Origin of the sequence: Micromonospora sp. DT68 (assembly GCF_049847245.1) — a bacterium.
GTDB classification, from domain to species: Bacteria; Actinomycetota; Actinomycetes; order Mycobacteriales; family Micromonosporaceae; genus Micromonospora; species Micromonospora profundi.
This window is the reverse complement of sequence record NZ_JBNCNZ010000029.1, coordinates 14,329-37,101: the sequence shown is the minus strand read 5'-3', so window position 1 is coordinate 37,101 and position 22,773 is coordinate 14,329. Positions and strand designations below refer to the sequence as shown.

The following is a 22,773-nucleotide window of genomic DNA, read 5'->3' as shown; positions in this document are numbered from 1 at the left end:
TGGCGAGCCGCCGAGATCACCTGCACCCCAAGATGATCCACCATGGACCGACCACCAAGTTACGAGACGTCCCTTAGTGATTGAGACAGTCGTCTGCACCCACCCACCGGCCGTGTAAGCAACGGCGCGTTCTAGCGGATCGTGCCAGGGCCGTCACGTGTCGATACGCTGGCCACCCTCCTAAGGGGCAGCAGGAAACCAACGATGGGCGAGAGGATTCTCCACATGGCCGACGGCAAGATTCTTGTTGAGACCATCGAACTAGGCCGAGACGATCGCCAAATCGGTCCGTACCGTCGAGGGACGGCGGCGGTCGCTGACCGCCGCGCCGAGTTGGAGGCGGCGTTAGCCGAGATCGTCACAATCGCACGGACAGCAGCCGCCGCTACGGGAGATCCATCGCCGTGGGAAGTCGACTCGCTCGAAGCAACATTTGGCGTGAGCGTCCTAGCTTCCGGCGGGGTGCTCATCGGTGGGGCAGGCAGCGAGGCGGCAATCGAGATCAAGTTGACCCTGAAGCGCAGCGAGTAAGGCTCCCGCTTCGTGAGTTTTCAACTCGCGAAGATCATCAGTTTCCGGCCGGACGACTTGTTTCCCTGTCGGGCACGACCTTGGGTGATGTCGAAGCCGCCAAGGTGCGGCGAAGCCGCTGACCGTCATCATCGGCCAAGGAATGGTTGCGCATCCCCAGCTCGGCCCGAGCAGCTTGACGGAATGCCGCTTCGGCAGCGTGACAGGCGCGGTCCACGTCGAGCCATGAACGGCCGTTACGGTCCCAAAGCGCCTGGGCGGCGACATGCAGTCGTATAAGTGAGCCATCGGTCGAGCGGCTCCGGGTCAGCAGGGAGGCCCTCGAATAGGCGGCCAAGAGCGCCAGGCCCGCCCGCTGCTCTTCCGCGACGGTCGTGCCTCGTAATCCGGCCTCGTCGTACTGCCCCCAAGCAGCGTGGAATCGCTGCAACACCTCGGCATATGCCTCGTGCCTGAGTTCCACCCACTTCCTGCGCCGCTGACCACCTGAACCGACCCATTGGCCTACAACATTCGCGATTAGGCCGCCAATGATCGCACCGGTTGCACCGACCAACCCAGCGAGAACGACGGCTTGAGGCTGAGTGAGGTTTGCCCACATGACCATGATGGTGTCCTTCGGCTGTTCGGCCCCGCAAGGCCTGCACCTCCACATCATCCCGCCGAGGGCACCTAACGGACGAGCTTGATCTTGGGCCGGCCCAAGGTGCATCGCGACTGGTCACGACCACCTGCGCCACGGCTTGCTCTACGGGAGATCGTGTCGGCCGGAGCGGCCGCGTCCGGACGCAACCAGGATTGTTCATACGTCGATGGCCACCGAGGCCAGAGACCCTAACCACTTACCACGGCGGGGCTAGGTGTCGCTCCCCTCTCAGGTGGGTCTGTGCCTGTACCAGGCGCCCGCGCAGCAGCAGGGAACACCCCAGCCAGCCGGGACTCGAGTGCGGCTACTCCTGTACAGCAGCGGCGGGCGGCCATCGAACGGACGCTAACGGCGCTGCGCCCGGCTGTGCACTACAGAAACTCGCGAACCGGTTCGCTGTCCTCCAAGACGCCACGATCACGGATTACACGGTCTACGTCGGACTCCGCCACTGCCGACGGGTCCTGGCCACAGCTGCGTGGCCCGCCGATCCTCGCCCAAGCCGACACCGCCATCAACGAACTGCTCAGGAGGTAGTCGCCCGAGCCAGGCCGGCGTCGGCCTCTCCGGCGACGCGATGACAGGTTGCTTCACTGTCCACGATCAACTCGTGGAGACCAGGACCAGGGAGCCCTCGATGATCCTGCCTCGCCTCCGGGCTCGTCGAAACGCCCGACGTAACGACAGCTGGCGGCATCTGCAGCGCTTGACGCGGAATCAAGAGAGCAAAATGCCGCTCCATCCAGAACGCGGATGAAGCGGCAGGTCAGAGCAATCTACAGCGCGCACACCGACGGCCAACCATCCACGCAGTTACCGCCACCAAAGATCATCCGTTACCGGATGTTACCGCCGTTACCTAAGAAGATCTTCATCTCCCCAGGTCAATCGGTCGGGACGGCCGGATTCGAACCGACGACCCCTTGACCCCCAGTCAAGTGCGCTACCAAGCTGCGCCACGTCCCGCCCCCACAAGGTTGCCCCTGCGACAGCCGGTACAGCTTAGCGCAGCACCCGCCGCCCGTCCGAACAGGCCCCACCCGGTTCAACTCGGCACTGAACCACCACACAACCCCTACAGCATCCTAGGAGGGTGGGGTGGAGAAATGCCGGATGGACAAGGCGCGTCCATCCGGCATTTTCCGTGCGAGCAGCGTCAGCCGTGCGCCTTGCCTCGGCCGCCGGGGCCGAGCTTCTTGCGGGGGCGTACGGAGATCTCGATGGGGCTGCCCTCGTACCCGAATTCCTCGCGGAGCTTGCGCTCGACGAAGCGCTGGTAGCCGGCGTCCAGCGGCCCGGTGGTGAAGAGCACGAACCGTGGCGGCGCCACCCCGGCCTGGGTGGCGAACAGGATGCGCGGCGCGCGTCCACCGCGTACCGGGTGCGGGGTGGCCTGCACCAGCGCGGTCAACCACTGGTTGAGGTGCGCGGTCGGCACCCGGGTCTCCCAGCTGGCGAGCGCCTTGTTCAGCGCCGGGGCCAGCTTGTCCACGGCCCGGCCGGTCATCGCCGACAGGTTCAGCCGGATCGCCCAGGGGATGCGGCGCAGTTCCCGGTCGATCTCCTTGTCCAGGTAGTACCGACGGTCGGCGTCGACCAGGTCCCACTTGTTGAACGCGATGACGAGCGCCCGGCCGGCTTCGGTCACCATCGACAGGATCCGCTGGTCCTGTTCGCTGATCGGCTCGCTGGCGTCCAGCAGGACGACTGCCACCTCGGCGGCGTCGATGGCCCCCGCGGTACGCAGGCTCGCGTAGTACTCGGTGCCGCTTGCCTTGCCGACCCGCTTGCGCAGCCCGGCGGTGTCCACGAGCTGCCAGGTCTGGCCGCCGATCTCGACAAGGCTGTCCACCGGGTCGACCGTGGTGCCGGCGACCGAGTCGACGACCGCCCGGTCTTCACCGGAGAACCTGTTGAGCAGGCTGGACTTGCCCACGTTCGGGCGCCCGACCAGCGCCACCCGACGCGGCCCGCGCGGCCGGTTCTCCACGATCGTCGGCGCCTCGGGCAGCGCGGCGAGGATCGCGTCCAGCAGGTCGCCGGAGCCCCGCCCGTGCAGCGCCGAGACGGGGAACGGCTCGCCGAGGCCGAGCGACCACAGCGACGTGGCCTCCATCTCGATGGAGGTGTTGTCCGCCTTGTTGGCCACCAGGATCACCGGCTTGGCGCTGCGACGCAGCATCTTCACCGCTGCCTCGTCCACGTCGGTGGAGCCCACCATCGCGTCGACAACGAACAGCACCACGTCGGCGGTGACCACAGCGATCTCGGCCTGCGCCGCGATGGCCGCGGCGCGGTCCTTCGCGTCGGGCTCCCAACCACCGGTGTCCACCACTGTGAACGCCCGGCCGTTCCACTGCGCGTCGTACGGCACCCGGTCCCGGGTCACCCCGGGGACGTCCTCGACGACCGCCTGCCGGCGACCGATGATCCGGTTGACAAGCGTGGACTTGCCCACGTTGGGGCGGCCGACGACTGCCACCACCGGCTGCGGGCCGGTGGGTTCCTCGACGGCGACGTCGGGCTCACGCAGCTCGACCCACCCCGCGCCGTCGCTACTCATGCCACACCCCGCTCGGCGAGCAGGTCACGCAGCCGCACGACGACCTCGTCGATGCCCAGCTCGGTCGTGTCCAGCACGACGGCGTCCGGCGCCTGCGCCAACGGGTTGACCTTGCGGGTCGAGTCGAGCCGGTCCCGGCGGGCCAGGTCGGCAGCGGTGGCCGCCACGTCAGCGGCGTCCTCGGCGCTCCGCCGGGCAGCGCGGGCCGCCTCGGAGGCGGTCAGGAAGACCTTCAGGTCGGCGTCCGGCGCCACGACCGAACCGATGTCGCGGCCCTCGACCACCATCCGGCCGGCGTTGACGATCATTTCGCGCTGCCGGGCGACAAGCAGCTCACGGACCGCCGGCACCGCGGCCACGGCGGAAACCGCCCCGGTCACCTCGGCGCCCCGGATCTCGGCGTCCACGCCCACCCCGTCGACGGTCACGGCGTACCCCTGCGGGTGGGTGCCGATGCGCAGGTTGACCTCGCCGGCGACCTTGGCCACCGACGCGGTGTCGGTGAGATCCACGCCGGAGCGCAGCACGGCCCACGTGATCGCCCGGTACATCGCCCCGGTATCCAGGTAGCGCGCACCGATGCCGGCGGCAAGCCGCCGCGACACGGTGGACTTACCCGAACCGGACGGCCCGTCCACAGCGACCACACATCGCCCGGTCCGTACGTTTTCCTCCACCGTGTCCTCCTCAGCCCGTACCTCACGGATCGCCCGGTGATTCGGCGCCGCAAGCGGTTGTCAATCGTCATCAATCATGCCCGGGCCCTCTGGTGGACCCGCGCGCGAAGCCGCAGGAGGCGACCCACGCCACCCGGGCGACCGCGTCCCGGCCGTTCCGCAGCCTACCGGCTGCCGTACCCCGAACCTGGGGGTCAGTCACCCACCGCGTGGAACAGCGCGGCGACCTCCGCGTTGGTCAAGCGCCGGAGACGCCCGGTGCGCAGGTCGCCCAACCGGATCGGTCCGATTGAGGTACGCACCAGCCGGGTGACCGGGTGCCCGACCTCCTCCATCAACCGCCGGACGATGTGCTTGCGGCCTTCGTGCAGGCTCAGTTCCACCTGGGCGCTCTTGCCCAGGGTGCCCACCACCTTGAACGAGTCGACCTTGACCGGCCCGTCCTCCAGCTCGACGCCTGCCAGCAGCCGCTTGCTCAGGTTGCGCGGAAGCGGCCCGACCACCTCGGCCAGGTACGTCTTCAGCACCTCGTACGAGGGGTGCATGAGCTTGTGCGCGAGGGTGCCGTCGTTGGTGAGCAGCAGCAGGCCCTCGCTGTCGGCGTCGAGCCGCCCGACGTGGTAGACCCTCTGGTCCAGCCGCCTACCGATGAAGTCGGCAAGCTCGTTGCGGCCCTTGTCGTCCGCCATGGTGGTGACCACCCCGCGCGGCTTGTTCATCGCCACATAGACCAGGCGGGTGTCGACCTGGAGGCGTTCGCCGTCGACGTGGATCACGGCGATGGCCGGGTCGACCTTGTCGCCGAGCTTGGCAACGCGCCCGTCGACAGTGACGCGGCGGCGGAAGATCAGATCTTCGCAGGCGCGCCGGGAGCCCACGCCGGCGGCGGCGAGCACCTTCTGCAGGCGCTCCGCCCCCTCGAAGACGGGAGCATCGGGTTTCGGGGAACGGTTATCGGGTCGCATCAGCAAGCTCTTCTACGTCGTCGGGCAGGAAGGGGGCAAGGGGCGGCAGCTCGTCGACGGTGTTCAGCCCGAGCTTCTCCAGGAACAGCGTGGTCGTCCGGTAGAGGAAGGCCCCGCTGTCCGGTTCGGTGCCGCACTCCTCGACCAAGCCTCGGGTGACAAGCGTACGGATGACGCCGTCGCAGTTGACACCCCGGATGGCCGAGATCCGCGACCGCGTCACCGGCTGCTTGTAAGCGACAACGGCCAGAGTCTCCAACGCCGCCTGGGTCAGTCGCACGGACTGCCCGTCCAGGACGAACCGCTCGACGTACGTAGCGTATTCCGGTCGCGTGTACAACCGCCAACCGCCGGCCGCCCGGCGCAGCTCGAACCCGTGCCCTGCGGCCGTGTAGCCGGCGGCGATCTCGTCGAGCATCGGCCCGATCCGCTCGGCCGGCTGCTCCAGCACCTGCGCCAGGACCAGCTCACTGACGGGCTCGTCCACCACCAGCAGGATCGCCTCCAGCGCGCCGCGCAGCTCGGCGTCGGACAACTCCGGCGCGGGCTGCGTGACAGCCGTCACCCGCCGTCGCCCCACCGGGCCGTCCCGCCGGGGTACGCCCCGAGCACCGCCCAACTCCCCCACAGCCGACTCGCCCGCAGGCTCACCGGCACCAGGCTCACCGGCACCAGGCTCGCCGGCACCAGGCTCACCCGAGATCTTGGAAAAATTCGGCCCTTGGAGGGGCGGTTCGCTTCCAAGATCTTCCGGGGCCACCGACGGGGCGGTGACGGACGCGGGTTCGGGCCGATTGGTGGCGCGTTCTTCGCCTCGCTCGTCGGGTTCGGCGGCGGCGGGAGAACCGACCGCTTCGGGGGTCCCGGGGGACTGAGGGACTTCGGGGACGCTGGAAGACTCGGCGTCTTCGTGAGACTCGACCGCTTCGGGAGACGCGTCGGGTTCGCCGGCAGCGTGAGACTCGACCGCTTCCGGAGACGCGTCGGGTTCGCCGGCACCGGGAGACTCGACCGCTTCGGGGGTGCCTGGAGACTCGACGGCCTCGGAGGTGGGAGCCGGTTGGCGAGGGCGCTCCCATGGGGGGATCCAGGCGGCGGCCTGGTCGGCCAGGGAGTCCCGACGCTGCTCGTCACTCATGCCGCTCGCCCTCCATCGTTCCCGTCCGGTCCACTCCCCCGGCCTCCCCCGCCCGCCCCAGCTCCAGCACGAGACCGCGCTCCCCCTCGGGACCGGCCTCCAGCACGGAAGCAGGCTCCCCCTCAGGAGCAGGCTCCAGCACGGAAGCGGACTCCCCGCCGACAGCGGGCTCCGGCACGGAAGCAGGCACCGGCACAGAACCGGGCTCCGGCACGGGAGCAGGCTCGGGGTCGGCGGGGGTGCCTGCGTACTCGTCGACGTGCAGCTCGGTTTCGCCGTCGACCGGGCCGGTCCAGCGCACCGTCAGCTCCTCAAGTGCCTGCTCCTGTACGAAGGACACCAGGCCCTCCCGGTAGAGCTCCAGCAGCGCCAGGAACCGCGCCACCACCTCCAGAGTCGCCTCGCAGTCGGCGCAGAGCAGCGAGAACGTCGCCGTGCCAGCCCGGCGCAGCCGGGAGGCGAGGATCGCCGCGTGTTCCCGGACGCTGACCCGGACCATGTGCACGTGGGCGATGGAGACCTCCGGCACGGGTTTCGGGGTCATCGCCTTGACGGCCAGCTTCAGCAGCCGCTGCGGGCCGATGCCGAGCACCAGGTCGGGCAGCGCCTCGGCGTAGCGGGGTTCCAGGCTGACCGCCCGCGGATACCGCCGGCCGCCCACTGCCTCCAACTCGGCGATGTGCGCCGCCGCCTCCTTGTACGCCTTGTACTGCAGCAGCCGGGCGAAGAGCAGGTCCCGGGCCTCCAGCAGGGCGAGGTCGGCCTCGTCCTCGACCTCGGCGGAGGGCAGCAGCCGGGCCGCCTTCAGGTCGAGCAGGGTCGCGGCGATGAGCAGGAACTCGCTGGCCTCGTCCAGGTCCCACTTGTCGCCCATGGCGCGGATGTAGGCGATGAACTCGTCGGTGACCGTGTGCAGTGCCACCTCGGTGACATCGAGCTTGTGTTTGCCGATGAGTTGCAGCAGCAGGTCGAACGGGCCGGTGAAGTTGGCCAACCGCACGGTGAAACCGGAAGCCTCGGCGGCGGGGAGCACACCGTCGACCTCGGCGGCCAGTTCGGCGGCGACCGCCGGGGCGGTGGCCTCGTGCGGCCCGGCCGGCGGGTCGAGGGGTGGCGCGGTCACCGGACGACCGTAGTGCACGAAGCGGGCACGGGGTGTTCCGGCTACCGCTCCGACTGGGCGGCGATCACCTCGCGGGCCAGCTGACGGTAGTTGCGCGCGCCGGACGACGCCGGATCCATAGTGGTGATGGGAGCACCGGCCACGGTGGACTCGGGGAACTTGACCGTCTTGGTGATGACCGTCTGGTAGACCTTGTCGCCGAACGCTTCCACGACCCGCTGCAACACCTGGCGGCAGTGGGTGGTGCGGCTGTCGTACATGGTGGCGAGGATGCCTTCGAGTTCCAGGTCGAAGTTGAGCCGCTCACGCACCTTGTCGATGGTGTCCAGCAGCAGCGCCACACCGCGCAGGCTGAAGAACTCGCATTCGAGCGGGATGAGCACGCCGTGCGCGACGGTCAGCGCGTTGATCGCCAGCAGGCCGAGTGACGGCTGGCAGTCGATGAGGATGTAGTCGTACTCCTTGCGCACCGAGCGGAGCACCCGGGCGAGGGCCATCTCGCGGGCGACCTCGTTGACGAGCTGGATCTCGGCGGCGGACAGGTCGATGTTTGCCGGCAGCAGGTGCAGGCCCGCCACGTCGGTCTTGATGAGGACGTCCTCGGCGGTCACGTCGTCCTGCATGAGCAGGTTGTAGACGGACAGGTCGAGGTTGTGCGGGTTGACCCCCAGCCCCACCGAGAGCGCGCCCTGCGGGTCGAAGTCGACGAGCAGCACCTTGCGGCCGTACTCGGCGAGCGCCGCGCCCAGGTTGATGGTGGTGGTGGTCTTGCCGACGCCACCCTTCTGGTTGGCCATCGCGATGATGCGCGCCGGGCCGTGCCGATCGGTAGGCATCGGCTCGGGGATGGGCTTGCGCATCGTGTAGGCAGCCGGGTCCGCAGGACCCAGGTCCGCGCCGAGCGTGGCCTGCTGCTCGCGGAGCTCCGACGTCCAGGTCTCGGCACGGTCACCGTTGCCAGCCATGTCCTCGTTGCCCCCTCCCGACGACCCACCCGGCGTCGGAGCCGTCCGACGTCCTTCGCGGCGCCGCTGCGCACCCCGGTCGTATCGCTCCAGGAGGTCCGCGCCGATGCCGACTGTACGCCACCGACCAGCAGGGCGTTCGGCACCGGCCCGGCGTGTCGGGCCGACCGCTGCCAGGGTTTCAGCCGAGGGCGCGCGGGTGGGCGGTGGCGTACACCTCGCGCAGTCGCTCGACGGTGACCAGCGTATAGACCTGGGTGGTGGTCACCGAGGCGTGCCCGAGCAGTTCCTGGACGACCCGCACGTCGGCACCGCCGTCGAGCAGGTGGGTGGCATACGAGTGGCGCAGTGTGTGCGGGGACACCGCTGCCGGCCCGTCGACCGGCAGGCCGGCCCGTCCGGCGGCGCGACGCAGGATCGCCCAGGCTCCCTGCCGCGACAGCGCTCCCCCGCGCGCGTTGAGGAAGACAGCGGGGGTGCCCCGGCCCACGGCGGCCAGGCCGGGGCGGGCGCGGACCATGTAGGCGCGGACCGCCTCGACGGCGTACCCGCCGATCGGCACCAGCCGCATCCGGCCGCCCTTGCCGCGCAGCAGCACCGTGCCCTCGTCGGTGTCGAGGTCGTCGATCGCAGCGCCGATCGCCTCGGAGATCCGCGCGCCGGTGCCGTACAGGAACTCCAGCAGCGCCCTGTCGCGCAGTGTGAGGGGCGCGTCGTCGCCGGTCGCGGTGACCGGGCCGGCGGTCTCCAGCAGCCGGACCACGTCGTCGACGGGCAGCGCGCGGGGCAGCCGGCGGGGCGGGGCGGGTGGGCGGAGGTCGCGGCTGGGGTCGGCCCCGGCCAGCCCTTCGCGCAGCGCGAAGCGGTGCAGGCCGCGGACCGCGCTTGCCGCGCGGGCGGCGGACGACACCGCAAGGGGCGGGTGCGCGTCGTCGCCGGCGCGCAGGCGGGCCAGGTGCGATTCGACGACCCCGGGGCCGACCGACGCGAAGTCGGCGATGCCGGCGGCGGCCAGCGTCGTGAGGTAACGGTCCAGATCCCGGCGGTACGAGGCGAGGGTGTTCGCGGACAGGCCACGTTCCACTGTGAGGTGGTCGAGGTAGCCGCGGACGGCACGGCGCAGGGCCGGCGCGGGCTCGTCGCCAGCGCCGGCCCTGGCCGCGATGCCGGTCAGTACGCCACCGTTCTAGGCCAGCGCGTCGGCCAGCGGGAGCACGTCCATGCCGTGCGCCTCGGCGACCGGCCCGTAGGTGACCTTGCCGTCGTGGGTGTTGAGGCCCAGCGCCAGCGCCGGGTCGTTGCGCAGCGCCTCGCGCCAGCCGTTGTTCGCCAACTCCAGGGCGTACGGGAGGGTGACGTTGGTCAGCGCGTACGTGCTGGTGTTCGGGACCGCGCCGGGCATGTTCGCGACGCAGTAGAAGATCGACTCATGCACCTTGTAGACCGGGTCGGCGTGCGTGGTCGGACGTGAGTCCTCGAAGCAGCCGCCCTGGTCGATGGCGATGTCGACGAGCACGCTGCCCGGCTTCATCCGGGAGACCAACTCGTTGGAGATCAGGGTCGGGGCCTTCGCGCCGGGCACCAGCACCGCGCCGATGACCAGGTCGGCGTCGAGCACGGCCCGCTCCACCTCGTACGCGTTGGAGGCGACGGTCTGCAGGTGCCCCCGGTAGATGGCGTCGGCCTGACGCAGCCGGGCGACGTTCTTGTCCAGCAGCAGCACCTCGGACTGCAGACCCAGCGCGATGGCGGCGGCGTTCATGCCGGAGACACCGGCGCCGATCACCACGGTCTTGGCCGCGTACACGCCGGACACACCACCGGGCAGGACACCCCGCCCGCCGCCGGTACGCATCATGTAGAAGGCGCCCACCTGCGGGGCGAGCCGGCCGGCGACCTCGGACATCGGGGCGAGCAGCGGCAGCGACCGGTCGGGCAGCTCGACGGTCTCGTACGCGATGCCGGTGACCTTACGGTCGATGAGCGCGTCGGTGCATTCCTTGGAGGCGGCCAGGTGCAGGTAGGTGAAGAGCACCTGACCTTCGCGCATCCGGTGGTACTCCTCGGCGATCGGCTCCTTGACCTTGAGCACCAGCTCGGCGGCGTCCCACACCTCGTCGGCGGTGGCCAGGATCTTCGCGCCCGCCGCCGCGAACTCGTCGTCGGTGATGCTGGAGCCGACTCCGGCGCCGGATTCGACGAAGACCTGGTGGCCGCTGCGGGTGAACTCGTTGACGCCCGCGGGCGTGATCGCCACGCGGTACTCGTGGTTCTTGACCTCGCGTGGGATTCCGACCTTCACGATGCAGACACCTCTCTTCGGGGCTGCGTCCCCCGACTGCTCGGTGCCGCGACGGCCCCATTGCCGCCACGGTTCACCGGTCCCGTCGGCGGCAGTCTAGGCGCGCCCGGCCCCACCGAAAGCCAGCACTGTGGCATCCGGTGGTCGGGTGTCCTGACGGTGTGTCAGGGCACCTACCAGAGGCCGGCGGTGCGACCCCACCTCAGCCGTCAGGACAGTGTTCGCCATTATCGTCCCATCTGGCGGGCGCGCCTGCGGACAGCGGCCGAGTGGATCACTAATGTGTCCGCCCATGACAACTCCTCCATACCAGCCCGGCTACGGCCCGGGCCTGTCCGACAAGAGCAAGGTCGTCGCGGGCATCCTCGGCATCCTGCTCGGCACCTTCGGTGCCGGTCGGTTCTACACCGGGCACACCAAGATTGCTGTGCTCCAGCTCGTGGTCAGCATCGTGACCTGCGGCGTCGGCGCGCTCTGGGGCGTCATCGACGGCATCATGATCCTGGTGAACGGCGGCACCGACGCACAGGGCCGCCCGCTGCGCGACTGACCCACCGCACCAACGTGAGAGGGGCCCCGCGGCTGACCGCGGGGCCCCTCTTTCGCGTACCCCCGGAAGGGTTTGCGGGATCAGCGTGGCAGCGGCGTGTCCGCCCGGCGCAGCGCCGAGAAGCCGGTGTCCCGGGCGCGGGCCGCGGCCAGCAGACCGGCCACCGCGGACGCGTTGGTGATCTCGCCGGCCAGGACCATGCCGACCGCCTCGTCCAGGTCCATCCGGACGATCTGCAGGTCGGCCTCCTCGTCGCGGCGCTCGTGGCGCTCGTTGGCCGGCACGTCGGCCAACTCCCGGGCGAGGTAGACCCGGACCAGCTCGTTGGTGAACCCCGGCGAGCTGTGCAGGTCGACGAGCACGTCGATCCGCGCGGCCGTGAGGTCGGCCTCCTCGGCCAACTCCCGCAACGCGGCGGCCGGCAGCTCCTCACCGGAGACGTCCATCAACCCGGCCGGCAGCTCCCACAGGTGCCGCCCGACCGGGTGCCGGTACTGCCGGATCAGCACCACCTGGCCGGCGTCGTCGAGCGCCACCACCGCCACCGCGCCGACGTGCCGCACGATGTCCCGCAGCGCGGTCCCGCCGCCGGGCATCGTCACCTCATCGGTGACCACGTCGAAGATGCGGCCCCGGTAGTGCTCGTCGCGGGAGCGCACCTCGTAGCGGTGCTCCAGAGCGCTCACGACGCGGACGCGGCCTTGGTCGCGGCGCCGTTGCGGGCGGCCTTGCGCGTCGTGGGGGCCTCCCCCGCCGGGTCCAGGTCGACAGGCAGCTGGTCGGCCTGCGAGTACGCCACAGCGGCCTTCACGAACGAGGCGAACAGCGGGTGCGGCCGGGTGGGGCGGCTCTTCAGCTCCGGATGCGCCTGGGTGGCCACGAAGAACGGGTGCAGGCTCCGGTCCAGCTCGATGAACTCGACGAGCCGGCCGTCCGGCGACGTGCCGGAGATGTGCAGACCCGCCTTGGTCAGCGCGTCCCGGTAGGCGTTGTTGACCTCGTAGCGGTGCCGGTGCCGCTCGCTGACGTCCGTGTCGCCGTACGCCTCGGCCACGAGCGAGCCCTCGGTAAGCGTGGCCGGGTACGCCCCGAGCCGCATGGTGCCGCCCAGGTCGCCCTTGCCGGCGACGATGTCCTCCTGGTCGGCCATCGTGGCGATCACCGGGTGCGCGGCCTGCTCGTCGAACTCCAACGAGTTGGCGCCGTCCAGGCCGGCGAGGTGCCGGGCCACGTCGATGGTCATGCACTGCAGACCGAGGCAGAGGCCGAGCAGCGGGATGCCGTTCTCGCGGGCGTACCGGGCGGTGCCGATCTTGCCTTCGATGCCGCGTACGCCGAACCCGCCCGGGATGAGGATGCCGTCCACGCCGGCCAGGGCCGCCGCGGCGCCGGCCGAGGTGACGCACTCGTCGCTGGGCACCCAGCGCAGCTGCACCCGGGCCCGGTGACCGAAACCGGCCGCCCGGATCGCCTCGCTCACCGACAGGTACGCGTCGGGCAGGTCGACGTACTTGCCGACCACCGCGACGGTCACCGTGTGCCGAGGGCGGTGCACCCGCTCCAGCAGGTCGTCCCAGCTGGTCCAGTCCACGTCCCGGAACGACAGGCCGAGCCGGCGCACCACGTACGCGTCGAGGCCCTCGCGGTGCAGCACCTTCGGAATGTCGTAGATGCTCGGCGCGTCCGGTGCGGCGACGACCGCCTCCCGGTCGACGTCGCAGTAGAGCGACAGCTTCTCCTTGAGCTTCTCCGGGATCTCCCGGTCGCAGCGCAACACGATGGCGTCCGGCTGGATGCCGATGTTGCGCAGCTGCGCCACGGAGTGCTGGGTCGGCTTGGTCTTCAGCTCGCCCGACGGCGCCAGGTAGGGCACCAGCGAGACGTGCAGGTAGAAGCAGTTGTCCCGGCCCAGGTCGTGGCGGACCTGGCGGATCGCCTCCAGGAACGGCAGCGACTCGATGTCGCCGACAGTGCCGCCGACCTCGGTGATCACCACGTCCGGCACGACGCCGTCGTCGTCCGGGTCGGCCATCGCCAGGATCCGCGACTTGATCTCGTTGGTGATGTGCGGGATGACCTGGACGGTGTCACCCAGGTATTCGCCGCGCCGCTCCTTGGCGATCACGTCGGAGTAGATCTGGCCGGTGGTGACGTTCGCCTTGCCGGACAACGCCCGGTCCAGGAACCGCTCGTAGTGCCCGACGTCGAGGTCGGTCTCAGCGCCGTCCTCGGTGATGAAGACCTCGCCGTGCTGGAACGGGTTCATCGTTCCCGGGTCGACGTTGAGGTAGGGGTCGAGCTTCTGCATCACCACGCGCAGACCGCGCGCGGTCAGCAGATTGCCGAGGCTGGAGGCGGTGAGGCCCTTGCCCAGCGAGGAGGCGACGCCCCCGGTGACGAAAATGTGCCTGGTCGTCCGTGCTGATGGGGCCAAGGCCTGCTCCCGTGTCGTCTGTCGCGGTCATGCAGACCGCCGTGCTCGATCACCAAAGTGATCACGCGATCCACGGGATTCCACGGTAACACCTCTGCCGCGGGTAGTCGCAGGCCGCACCCCGGGCGGGCCACCACCGGGTCACCACGACGACGCCCGGTGCTCAGGGCGCGGCAACCTCCGTCGATCCTCTGTCGGTTCGCGCCTGCGGCGCGGTGTCGCTCGGCACCCGCTGCGCGGGGGCCACCGGCGACGCCAGCGCGCCCTCTGCCAGGCGGTCGCCAGGCGGCGCATCCTCTGCCGGGTGGTCGCCGGGCGGCCGTGCGTCGCCGCCGGCCCCGTCCGGGCCGGGATGCGCCGGCCCGTCATCCGCCGCGGGTTGCGGCGGTCCTTCCGTCAGGGCGGCGTGCGCCGGCCCGTCATCCGGGGCGGGGTGCGCCGGGCCGTCGTCCGGGGCGGCGCTGGGCGGCGGTGTGACGGACCGTGGTGGGCCGGCGGGCGGCGCGCTGGGCGGCGGTGTGACGGACCGTGGTGGGCCGGCGGGCGGCGCGCTGATCGGCCGGGGATGACCGGCTCCGAGCGGTCCTCCGCCGCCGGTCGGGCCGTCGCTCCCGCCGGCCGGGCCGGCGCCGCCGGAGCCGCGTTCGTCGTCGGCACCGTCGTCACGGGTACGGCCCGTGCCGGGGCGGGTGCGGTCCGCGGCGTGCCCGAGAACCCGCAGCGACGCCAGCGCGGCCATCGGCACCACGAGGGCGGTGGCCGCGCCGGCCACGTCCAACGCCGCGCCGTCGAGCAGGCCACCGAGCACCGCCGCGACAGCGGTGCCGGCAAGCGCGGCCCGTACCGCCGGGTAGATGCCGAACAGCCGCATCAGCCCACCCCAGGGCTGCATCAGGGCGAACCACACCACGAGCGCGCCGACCAGGGCCAGCACTGTCAACGGGCTGTTCACGAACGTCTCGAAGTTCGCGGTGCTGGAGCGGTGCACGGTAAAACCGCCGGTGCCGTCGCCCACTGCGGACAGGAACCGGCCCAGGCTGCCGCGTTCCGCCGCCGGACGGCGCAGGTCCACCACGGCGAAGCCGATCCCGACGGCCAGGGCTGCCATGGCGGCCCACGCCAGGCGGCTGATGGTCAGCCAGCCACCGGCGCTGATCACCGCGGCAACGCTCAGGCCGGCCGTCAACGCGATGGCCCCGACCGGATCGGCGCCCAGGTACGGGCTGCCGACCACCACGACGGCGAGGCCACCCACGGCGACCATCACCGCCGGCCGCCAGCCACGGTGCACCCGCTGGGCGAGCCAACCGCCGGTCAGCAGGGCACCGGCGAGGAACACTCCCAGCCCGACAGTGCTCAGCCCGGAGTACCGGCCGCCCTGCAACGCCGAGTAGCCCACCACGCCGTTGAGTTGCAGGCGGGCTCCGGTGAGCACGTCCAGCCCGACGACAAGTGTGGTGAGGCCGGCCGCCGCGCCGAACGGGCCGAGCGTGTTCGCGTACCCGGGGGCGAACCTGACCGCCGCCGTGCCGCCGGCCACCAGCAGCGCCGTGACCCCCGCGAAGATCCACCCGGGGTGCTCGCTACGCCACCAGGGGACGGCGTCGGCGAGCAGCGCGGCCGGCACTGTCAGCGCCGCCGCGACAAGCAGCACCTCCACCACCGCCACGACCCGCGGGGACGCCGGGGTCGGGCCTGCCGGTCCGGCGTGCGGGCGGGCCCTGCGCAGCAACGGCAGCACCGCCAGGGCCAGCAGCACCTGCACCCCGGCGAGCAGCGTGAAGAACCTGCCGGACACGGTCCGCTGGGCGGCTGCCTCCCGGTCGGCGTCGGCCGGAGCGTTGATCGCGGCGGTGAGGTCGCCGGTGCGTTCACCTGTGCTGACGGCGGGCCGGCCGAGGAAGAGCCGCTCCGGCATCGGCCGGCCCAGAGCGGCCAACGCCGTCGGCGCGAGGTCGACAAGTTGCAGGTAGCCGTCGCGGCCGGTGCTGGCCGAGGTGAGCCAGCCGCGTTCCCAGCCCGGCCCGTCGGCGACCGCCACGTGCAGCCGTGACGGCTGCTCGGTGTCGGAGATCCCGGCGACGAGCACCAGCGACTGCGGTGGCCGGGCGGCCAGCACCCGGGCCAACTGGGCGTCGGCCGCCCGTGCCTGCTCGGCACGCGCCGTCGGCTCGGCCCCGTCCACGGTGCCGAGGTCGACGATGCTCAGCACGCACGAGCCGAGCAGCGCACTCGGATCGGCGGGCAGCCCCGCGGCGTACCTGTCGACCCGGCCGAACGGTCGGGCTGCGGCGACGGCCGCGCCCGGACCAACAGCGACCGAGCAGCGCACCGACTCCGACAGCGAGCCGGGCACGGTGCCCCAGGGCAGCCGCTGCTGGTTGTACTGGACCACGCTCTCCTGGTCGGGCAGGTTCGCGCCGATCCCGTCCGGTTGCTCCACCGTCACCCCGACAGGCGGGCACCCACCGGCGGGCCGGCTGCCGTTCCACCCGGCGAAGCTGCCCGCTCCCAGCGTCAGCCAGCCGTCCACCGGGCAGGTGGGCCGGTGCGCCGAGCGCACCGACAGCGAGCCGATCGAGCCGTCCTGGGCCATCCGCCACAGCGTCGGGGTGCTCTCCGGGCTGACGTCCTCCCAGCGCAGCCCCGCGACGCCGACGACCACCACGAAGTCCGCCGTGCGCTGCGGAGTGCCCTGCGGCGGCCGGGCCGCCAGCGCGGCGACGCCCAGCGCCACCACGAGCACCGTCAACAGTGCGGGCGCGAGTCGGCGCAGCATCACCGGTGTCCCGTCATCGGCGCGTCGGAGCCCGGAGCCGCCCGACCTGCGGGTTCCGCAGCCAGTTCGGCGTACAGGGCCGCCAGCACGGCGACCGTGTCGGCCTCGGTGGGCCACGTCGCGGCCCGCTCGGTGCCGCGCCGGGCCAAGTCGGCGTGCGCCTGCGGGTCGTCAAGCAGCGCGCGTACCGCCGCGTCGACCGCGTCGACGTCACCGGCGGGGACCAGCGCGGCGGCGTCGCCGACCAGTTCCGGCAGGCCACCCACATCGGTGGCGACAAGGGGTACGCCGGCCCGCATCGCCTCCTGGGCGAAGAGTTGGCGGGCCTCCCAGTCGCTTGTCACCACGGCCAGGTCGGCGCCGGCGAGCAGGTCGGCGACGTCGGTGCGGTGCCCCAGCAGGGTCACCGGTGCGCGGGCCGCGGAGGTCCGGGCGGCCAGCGGCAGGTACGCCGGGCCGCTGCCGGCGATCACCACGACCGGCGGCGGGGTACGCGTGCGCCAGCGGGCTGCGGCGTCGATGAGCACGTCGTAGCGTTTCTGCGGGTGCAGCCGGCCGACGGAGACGATCAGCGGCTGGTCCGGGCGTACGCCGAACTCGGCCCGCACGGCGGCGCGACGGCGACCCGGGGCGGGCAGTGTGGGGGCGGCGACCGGGGCGAGGCGGGCGTCGGTGGCGCCCAGCGCGACGGCCCGCTGCACCAGGTCCGTGGAGGCGCCGAGGGCCACCCGGGCGCCCCGGGCCACCATCCGCTCGACGAGGCGGGACACCCCGCCGCGCAGGCCACCGGCGAGCACCGCGTTGTGCCAGGTGACGACAAGCGGCGCGCTCGGGCGGGCCAGTACGGCGACCAGTCCGGCGCGCAGACCGTGCGCGTGCACCACGTCCACCCGGGCGGCGGTCAGGGCGCGCCGCAGGGCGAGCACCGCGCGGGCGTCGGCCGGGGTGGGGCTGGCCGGGATCTCCACCGGCGTGAAGCCGGCGCCCACGCCGGTGAAGTCGAACTGCTCCTGGGTCGCCGCCGGCCCGCAGACCACTACTGTGGCGCCGCCCGCGACGAGCCCGCGTGCCAGCGAGCGGACGTGTTGGCCGACCCCGCCGGTGCTGGAGGCCAGCAGCAGCGCGACCGTTCCCGACCAGCCGGCGGGCAGGCTGGGCTCCGTCATCGCGACCCCCGTCGGTCCCCGTTTCCAACGCTCACCGAACCGCCGTCTCCTTCCCGTCGCCCCGCTCCGGGGGGATCGTGTCCGGCGTCGACGTGCCGGCCCGGTCCCGTGCTCCCCGTCGGCGGAGCCGACGCGCCACCCCGTGCAGCAGCGGCCGTACGTCCCGGCGGTCGACGAACCAGACCACGACGAGGAACACGACACCGACCAGAACTCCGGACAGCATGCCCTGACCGAGTGCCGCGGCCATCGTCGGGGTGCCGTCGCCGGCCGACTGGAGCAGTCGGCTCAGGCCCAGCCCGGCGAGGGCGGCGAGCACCCCGGCCAGCACGCCGGCGGTTCCGGCGCGGGCCGCGCCCGCAAGCGCCGGACGGCCCGCGCTGCGCAGTACCGCCGCGACCAGCAGCGCCCCGAGCAGCAGCATGCCGACCGAGTTGGCTGCCGTCACCGCGAGCACCCGGTCCCGCAGCGGCAGCAGCGCGCCCAGCAGCAGGACGGCGGCGGGGACGGCCAGCCAGCCGACCGCTGTGGCGATGGTCGCCGCGCGGGTCTCGCGCCGGGCGTAGAGCGCCCGGGTGAGCACCGCGAACAGGCCGTAGCCGAGCAGGCCGGGCGCGAAGCCGATGATCGCTGCGGCGGCGGTCGGCGCGGTGGCGGCGGGGAAGAAGAAGTGCCCGACCGGCCCGGCGGTGCCGATCAGCGCGGCCGCGCCGAGGCAGCCGAAGAGCAGCACGCCACGGACCGCCGGGGCCAGGGTCGCCCGGTAGGTGTCCTCGTCGCCGGTGGCCTGGGAGGCGACAAGGGTCGGGTACGCCGCCACCGCGAGGGGCACTGCCAGCACCGCCCACGGCAGCAGGTAGACGGTCTGGGCCAGGTTGTAGACGCCCGGGTTGGTGGCGGCGCCGTAGGTGACCTGGTTCAGGCTGACGATCAGGGCGACCTGCTGGGAGGCGACGGCGACCGCGCCGGCCACCGCCAACCCGCCGATCCTGCTCCGCGCGTCGGTGGGGAACCCGAAGCCGGGTCGCAGCCCCAGCCGGAGCCGGCGGACCGGGATCAGCAGCGACAGCGACAGCACCACCACGCCGAGGGTGGTGCCCGCCGACAGCAGCAACTCCCCGTCGGCGCTGACGCCGCCGACGGTGGCCAGCCGGCCCTGGGTGGCGGTGAACGCCAGGTAGACGACGATCACGGTGAGGCTGGACAGCAGCGGGGCCAGGACCGGCCAGGCGAAGCGGCGGTGCGCCTGGAGCACCCCGGTGAGCACGATGCCGATGCCGTACAGCGGCAGCTGCGGTGCGAAGACCCGCAGCATCCGGGCGCCGCTCTGCTGCTGGGCTGCGGTGAGGCCGTCGCCGAGCGTCCCGATCAGCGGCCCGGCGAACAGCACCACGAGCAGCGCGAGCGGCACCAGCAGGGCAAGCGTCCAGCTCAGCAACGCGCCGGTGGTCCGTGCCACAGCCGTCCGGTCGCCGGCTTCGACCGCCCCCGCGAGCAGCGGCACGACAAGGCTGGCCAGTGCCCCACCGGCGACGATCTCGAAGATGAAGTTCGGCACCGCGTTTGCCACCACGTAGGCGCCGCCGAGGTCGGTGGGGGCCAGGCTCCAGGTGAACACGGCGGTACGGCCGAAGCCGGCGAGCCGGCTGAGCACGGTGAGGACGGCGATGAGCGCGGCTGCCCCGGCCAGCCGGCCGGCGCCGGCGAGGGGTGCCGGTCTGGTCACGTCAGTCGGCGCGCCGGCCCAGTGCGTCGAGCTCCCGCAGCCCCGGCGTCGACTGGATCACCGACGTGAAGCTGACCTTCTCGCTGGCGGCGGTGAGACCGGCGAGCACGGCCAGCAGCCCGGCACGGCCGAGCGGGCCGGTACGCGCGGCGAGCGCGACACCGAGCAGCGCGCCGAGCGCGTTGGCGCCGCTGTCGCCGAGCATGACGTCCTCGGCGAGGTCGTCGTGGAGCAGGCCGGCGGCGGCACCTGCCGCGCCCGAGGCGATGCCGCCGTGCGGGCCACCGGTCAGTGGCGCGGCGAGCAGCAGCCCGGACTTGAGAGCCCGTCCTGGCCGCAGGTCGAGCAGGTTGAGCAGGTTGGCGGTGCCGGCGATCACTCCGGCGCCGAGCAGCACGTCGACGCCCCTGCCGAACACACCGTGGCGCTGCCGGCGCGGGTGCGCGGCGACCCGGGGGTCGGCGGCGAGCAACGCGGCGGCCCCAAGGCCTGCGGCGCCCACCCCGACGACCTTGACCATGCCGGCGGTGACCCGCCCCTCGCGCAGCGCGGCGAGGTGCCCGGCGAAGCCCTTTGCGGCCTTCTGCTCCGGCCGCGAGCCCACCACGTCGTCGTAGAGCCCGACGCCGCCCGCGCCGAGACCGGCGACCAGGGCGGCACCGCCGGAGGCGGCGCTCGTGGCACCGAACGCGCCCACTGCGGACGCGCCGGCGGCGAGCGCCGGCCCGGCGGCCAGGGTCACCGTCCGGCCCCGGAAGTTTGTGCGCTCCAGCGCGGGCCCGACCGGTGCGGTGCGCACCTCCCGCAGCGCGTACCGGGCGGCGGCGGCACCGGCCCCGGCGATCAGCAGCCGGCCCAACGCCTTCACGCCACCACTCCGCTGCGCTCGGCGGCGGCGTCGGCCGCCGCAGTACCCCGCCTCAGAATCACGTGCTGCGCTCGCTCGCGCACCACCTCGGCGGTTACGGACATGCGGGTACGTCGTTCGCTCACTGGGGCAGTCTAGGCAACAGGCCGGAGGTGGCGTTGTCTCCGACGCCGTACTGGCCGGCCTTCTTCTCGGTGAGCTGCTCTGCCAGGGCGAGGCTGCTGACGAACTGGCCCTGCACGGTGTTGGCGTTGTCGACCGTGGAGATGGTCTGCGACAGCACCGGGTCGCCGCGCACCACCGCCACGACGTTGCCACCGGCGGAGCCGTTGCCGCTGACCACAATCGATCCGGTCCGGTCGAACTGCTCGGCGATCTTGACCACCGACTCGTCGCGCCGGTCGGAGTCCTTGTCGACGTACGGCTGGCCGCTGACCACGACGACGCCCTCCGCCGGCCCGGTGACCTTGTTGTTGTCGGTGGTCAGGTAGCCGGCGTTGTTGTACGCGGCGAGCACCGCCCGCCGGTCGGCGTCGCTGACCGGCGTGGTGCCCTGTGGCCGGTCCAGCAGGACGCTTGCCAGCAGCGCGCTGGACGTCTCCACGCCGTGCCCGTTGCCGGGCAGCCCGGTGGTCTGCGCGGTCGGGCGGGCGGCGGTGACGGCCAACTCCAGCAGGTTGGAGTTGTTGTCCGGGTTGATGAACTTGTCCTGGAGGTCGACGCGGCCGGTGATGGTGGCACCGGCCTGCTGGAGCTTCTTGAGCACGGCCTCGGTGTGGTCGCGGCCGTTGGGAAGGCTCAGCACCACGACCCGGCGACCGGTGAGGGTGCCCGGCAGGACGACCTGGGACACCTGCTCGGCGAACTCCTCTTCCAGCGCGAGCTGCTTCTCCATGCTGTTGACCTGCTGACGCCACTGCTGGTTGTCCTTGCGCAGCCCGGTGACCTGCGCCTCAAGTGAGTCGGCAACCGGGCCGTTGAGGGCGGCTGTGCCGACCACCAGGCCGATCGCCAGAGCCAGGAACACCGCGGTGAGGGACACCACGTGGTAGCGGAAGTTGATCACGCTTGCAGCCTCTTGATCGGTCGGGAACTAGAAGAGCCGGTACAGCTGGAACACGAAATTGTCCCACCACTCGGCGACCACGCCCAGGTACGCCTTACCGACTGTAGAGACGGCCACCGCCGAGGCCATCGCTGCGATCGCCGAGAGCACCAGCAGCAACAGCGACGAGCCGGAGATGCTCTGCCGGTAGAGCCGGCTCACACCCTTGGCGTCGACAAGCTTGCCGCCGACCTTCAGCCGGGTCAGGAACGTCGAGGCCATTCCGCCGCGACCCTTGTCGAGGAATTCGACGAGTGTGGCGTGGGTGCCGACGGCGACCAGCAGCGAGGCGCCCTTCTCGTCGGCCAGCAGCATGGCCAGATCCTCGCTGGTCGCCGCGGCCGGGAAGGTGATCGCCGGCACACCGAGGCCGTTGACCCGGGGCAGGCCGGGCGCCCGCCCGTCCGGGTAGGCGTGCACGATCACCTCGGCGCCGCAGCGCAGCACGTCGTCGGTGACCGAATCCATGTCCCCGATGATCATGTCGGGCGTGTATCCGGCCTCGACGAGCGCGTCGGCCCCGCCGTCCACGCCGATCAGCACCGGCTTGAACTCCCTGATGTACGGGCGCAGCACGTCCAGGTCGGCCTTGTAGTCGTAGCCGCGCACCACGATCAGGCAGTGCCGACCCTGCATCTGGGTCTCGATGTCCGGGACGCCCACGCCGTCGAGCAGCAGGTCGCGTTCCTGGCGCAGGTAGTCCATCGTGTTGGCGGCGAACGCCTCCAACTGCACCGACAGGCCCTCCCGGGCATCGGACATCGCCTTGGCGACCGACTCGGCGTCCTGCAGGGTGCCGTGCGCGACCGGCTCGTCACCGGCGTACACCGTGTTGCCCTCGATGCGGACCTGGTCGCCCTCGCGGATCTGCTCGAAGACGCCCTCCCCCAGGTCGTCCAGGAGTGGGATGCCGGCGGCGATCAACACCTCGGGCCCGAGGTTGGGATAGCGGCCGGAGACCGACGGCTTGGCGTTGAGCACCGCACCGACACCGACAGCTACCAAAGAATCGGCAGCGACCCGGTCCAGGTCGACATGGTCGATGATCGCGATGTCACCCGGGCGCAGCCGGCCGACCAGGCGCTTTGTCCGGCGGTCGAGGCGCGCGGTGCCGAGGACTCGGCCCGGCTCCGTGTTTCGGTTCCGGCGCAACGTGGGTAGACGCATCGTGACCATCCTGGCATGTGAGGCAGGCTTTTCTGTCGCGACATGCCTGAGCAGGGCCGCCTACCCAG

Annotated in this window: 20 protein-coding genes and 1 tRNA gene; 2 read left to right on the top strand and 19 right to left on the bottom strand. The window is 71.8% G+C overall.

The genetic code is table 11. The annotated features are described in order from the left end of the window. Nucleotides 1-225 precede the first annotated feature (225 nt). Nucleotides 226-531 carry a CU044_2847 family protein gene (locus ACPXB1_RS29695; RefSeq protein WP_425736096.1) on the top strand — a complete coding sequence of 102 codons (306 nt, stop codon included), beginning with the start codon at nt 226-228 and terminating at the stop codon, nt 529-531. Between the two features lie 37 nt (nt 532-568). Here the strand turns inward: ACPXB1_RS29695 and ACPXB1_RS29690 are convergent, their stop codons facing one another. The 10 genes from ACPXB1_RS29690 to ald all read right to left on the bottom strand — a co-directional run bounded on the left by ACPXB1_RS29690 (nt 569) and on the right by ald (nt 10,910). Further along, nucleotides 569-1,138: a hypothetical protein gene (locus ACPXB1_RS29690; RefSeq protein ID WP_425736095.1), complete on the bottom strand. Its 570-nt coding sequence runs from the start codon at nt 1,136-1,138 to the stop codon at nt 569-571. A gap of 931 nt (nt 1,139-2,069) precedes the next feature. Further along, a tRNA-Pro gene (locus ACPXB1_RS29685) sits at nt 2,070-2,143 on the bottom strand. Between the two features lie 190 nt (nt 2,144-2,333). Then, nucleotides 2,334-3,740, bottom strand: coding sequence for a ribosome biogenesis GTPase Der (der, locus tag ACPXB1_RS29680; protein ID WP_377674119.1), 1,407 nt, complete (start codon nt 3,738-3,740; stop codon nt 2,334-2,336). Beyond that, the gene (gene cmk / locus ACPXB1_RS29675; protein ID WP_425736094.1) at nt 3,737-4,417 is read right to left on the bottom strand and encodes a (d)CMP kinase; all 681 of its coding nucleotides are present in this window, start codon (nt 4,415-4,417) and stop codon (nt 3,737-3,739) included. Before cmk ends, der begins: the two co-directional genes overlap by 4 nt. A 194-nt stretch (nt 4,418-4,611) precedes the next feature. After that, nucleotides 4,612-5,382: a pseudouridine synthase gene (locus ACPXB1_RS29670; RefSeq protein ID WP_355595813.1), complete on the bottom strand. Its 771-nt coding sequence runs from the start codon at nt 5,380-5,382 to the stop codon at nt 4,612-4,614. Next, nucleotides 5,369-6,142, bottom strand: a complete 774-nt coding sequence (scpB, locus tag ACPXB1_RS29665; protein ID WP_425736093.1) for an SMC-Scp complex subunit ScpB — start codon at nt 6,140-6,142, stop codon at nt 5,369-5,371. Before scpB ends, ACPXB1_RS29670 begins: the two co-directional genes overlap by 14 nt. A gap of 370 nt (nt 6,143-6,512) precedes the next feature. Beyond that, on the bottom strand, nt 6,513-7,643 hold the full coding sequence (locus tag ACPXB1_RS29660) for a segregation/condensation protein A (protein WP_425736092.1): 1,131 nt from the start codon (nt 7,641-7,643) through the stop codon (nt 6,513-6,515). Nucleotides 7,644-7,684: 41 nt separating this feature from the next. Further along, nucleotides 7,685-8,608 carry a ParA family protein gene (locus ACPXB1_RS29655; protein ID WP_088990243.1) on the bottom strand — a complete coding sequence of 308 codons (924 nt, stop codon included), beginning with the start codon at nt 8,606-8,608 and terminating at the stop codon, nt 7,685-7,687. Nucleotides 8,609-8,789: 181 nt separating this feature from the next. Then, complete coding sequence (locus tag ACPXB1_RS29650) at nt 8,790-9,773, bottom strand: site-specific tyrosine recombinase XerD (protein ID WP_355630921.1); 984 nt, start codon at nt 9,771-9,773, stop codon at nt 8,790-8,792. A 21-nt stretch (nt 9,774-9,794) separates the two neighbouring features. After that, entirely contained in the window at nt 9,795-10,910 is a 1,116-nt protein-coding gene (ald, locus tag ACPXB1_RS29645; protein ID WP_355595807.1) for an alanine dehydrogenase, read from the bottom strand. 217 nt (nt 10,911-11,127) lie between these two features. On the opposite strand from ald, the gene ACPXB1_RS29640 reads away from it, so the two are divergent. Beyond that, complete coding sequence (locus ACPXB1_RS29640; protein ID WP_355595805.1) at nt 11,128-11,460, top strand: TM2 domain-containing protein; 333 nt, start codon at nt 11,128-11,130, stop codon at nt 11,458-11,460. 80 nt (nt 11,461-11,540) lie between these two features. Here the strand turns inward: ACPXB1_RS29640 and ACPXB1_RS29635 are convergent, their stop codons facing one another. The 9 genes from ACPXB1_RS29635 to steA form a co-directional block, all read right to left on the bottom strand. After that, nucleotides 11,541-12,146 carry an NUDIX hydrolase gene (locus ACPXB1_RS29635; RefSeq protein ID WP_355595803.1) on the bottom strand — a complete coding sequence of 202 codons (606 nt, stop codon included), beginning with the start codon at nt 12,144-12,146 and terminating at the stop codon, nt 11,541-11,543. Continuing rightward, nucleotides 12,143-13,894: a CTP synthase gene (locus tag ACPXB1_RS29630; RefSeq protein WP_355595802.1), complete on the bottom strand. Its 1,752-nt coding sequence runs from the start codon at nt 13,892-13,894 to the stop codon at nt 12,143-12,145. The genes ACPXB1_RS29635 and ACPXB1_RS29630 overlap by 4 nt, the downstream gene beginning before the upstream one ends. 163 nt (nt 13,895-14,057) lie before the next feature. Further along, nucleotides 14,058-16,673, bottom strand: coding sequence for a hypothetical protein (locus tag ACPXB1_RS29625; RefSeq protein ID WP_425736091.1), 2,616 nt, complete (start codon nt 16,671-16,673; stop codon nt 14,058-14,060). After that, complete coding sequence (locus ACPXB1_RS29620; RefSeq protein ID WP_355595798.1) at nt 16,673-17,839, bottom strand: glycosyltransferase family 4 protein; 1,167 nt, start codon at nt 17,837-17,839, stop codon at nt 16,673-16,675. The genes ACPXB1_RS29625 and ACPXB1_RS29620 overlap by 1 nt, the downstream gene beginning before the upstream one ends. Nucleotides 17,840-17,870: 31 nt before the next feature. Next, complete coding sequence (murJ, locus tag ACPXB1_RS29615) at nt 17,871-19,565, bottom strand: murein biosynthesis integral membrane protein MurJ (RefSeq protein ID WP_425736090.1); 1,695 nt, start codon at nt 19,563-19,565, stop codon at nt 17,871-17,873. A 1-nt stretch (nt 19,566) separates the two neighbouring features. Then, nucleotides 19,567-20,433 carry a hypothetical protein gene (locus ACPXB1_RS29610; RefSeq protein WP_425736089.1) on the bottom strand — a complete coding sequence of 289 codons (867 nt, stop codon included), beginning with the start codon at nt 20,431-20,433 and terminating at the stop codon, nt 19,567-19,569. Continuing rightward, complete coding sequence (locus tag ACPXB1_RS29605) at nt 20,430-20,558, bottom strand: hypothetical protein (protein WP_425736088.1); 129 nt, start codon at nt 20,556-20,558, stop codon at nt 20,430-20,432. Before ACPXB1_RS29605 ends, ACPXB1_RS29610 begins: the two co-directional genes overlap by 4 nt. Beyond that, complete coding sequence (locus tag ACPXB1_RS29600; RefSeq protein WP_053657223.1) at nt 20,555-21,499, bottom strand: copper transporter; 945 nt, start codon at nt 21,497-21,499, stop codon at nt 20,555-20,557. Before ACPXB1_RS29600 ends, ACPXB1_RS29605 begins: the two co-directional genes overlap by 4 nt. A gap of 27 nt (nt 21,500-21,526) precedes the next feature. Then, nucleotides 21,527-22,705: a putative cytokinetic ring protein SteA gene (gene steA / locus ACPXB1_RS29595; protein WP_425736087.1), complete on the bottom strand. Its 1,179-nt coding sequence runs from the start codon at nt 22,703-22,705 to the stop codon at nt 21,527-21,529. Nucleotides 22,706-22,773: the final 68 nt, after the last annotated feature.

Bases quoted from the DNA above. Each gene is read 5' to 3' on its own strand.
- ACPXB1_RS29620 (WP_355595798.1), bottom strand. From the start codon at position 17,839: ATGACGGAGCCCAGCCTGCCCGCCGGCTGGTCGGGAACGGTCGCGCTG.
- steA (WP_425736087.1), bottom strand. From the start codon at position 22,705: ATGCGTCTACCCACGTTGCGCCGGAACCGAAACACGGAGCCGGGCCGA.
- ACPXB1_RS29625 (WP_425736091.1), bottom strand. From the start codon at position 16,673: ATGCTGCGCCGACTCGCGCCCGCACTGTTGACGGTGCTCGTGGTGGCG.
- ACPXB1_RS29690 (WP_425736095.1), bottom strand. From the start codon at position 1,138: ATGGTCATGTGGGCAAACCTCACTCAGCCTCAAGCCGTCGTTCTCGCT.
- ACPXB1_RS29655 (WP_088990243.1), bottom strand. From the start codon at position 8,608: ATGGCTGGCAACGGTGACCGTGCCGAGACCTGGACGTCGGAGCTCCGC.
- ACPXB1_RS29695 (WP_425736096.1), top strand. From the start codon at position 226: ATGGCCGACGGCAAGATTCTTGTTGAGACCATCGAACTAGGCCGAGAC.
- ACPXB1_RS29670 (WP_355595813.1), bottom strand. From the start codon at position 5,382: ATGCGACCCGATAACCGTTCCCCGAAACCCGATGCTCCCGTCTTCGAG.
- der (WP_377674119.1), bottom strand. From the start codon at position 3,740: ATGAGTAGCGACGGCGCGGGGTGGGTCGAGCTGCGTGAGCCCGACGTC.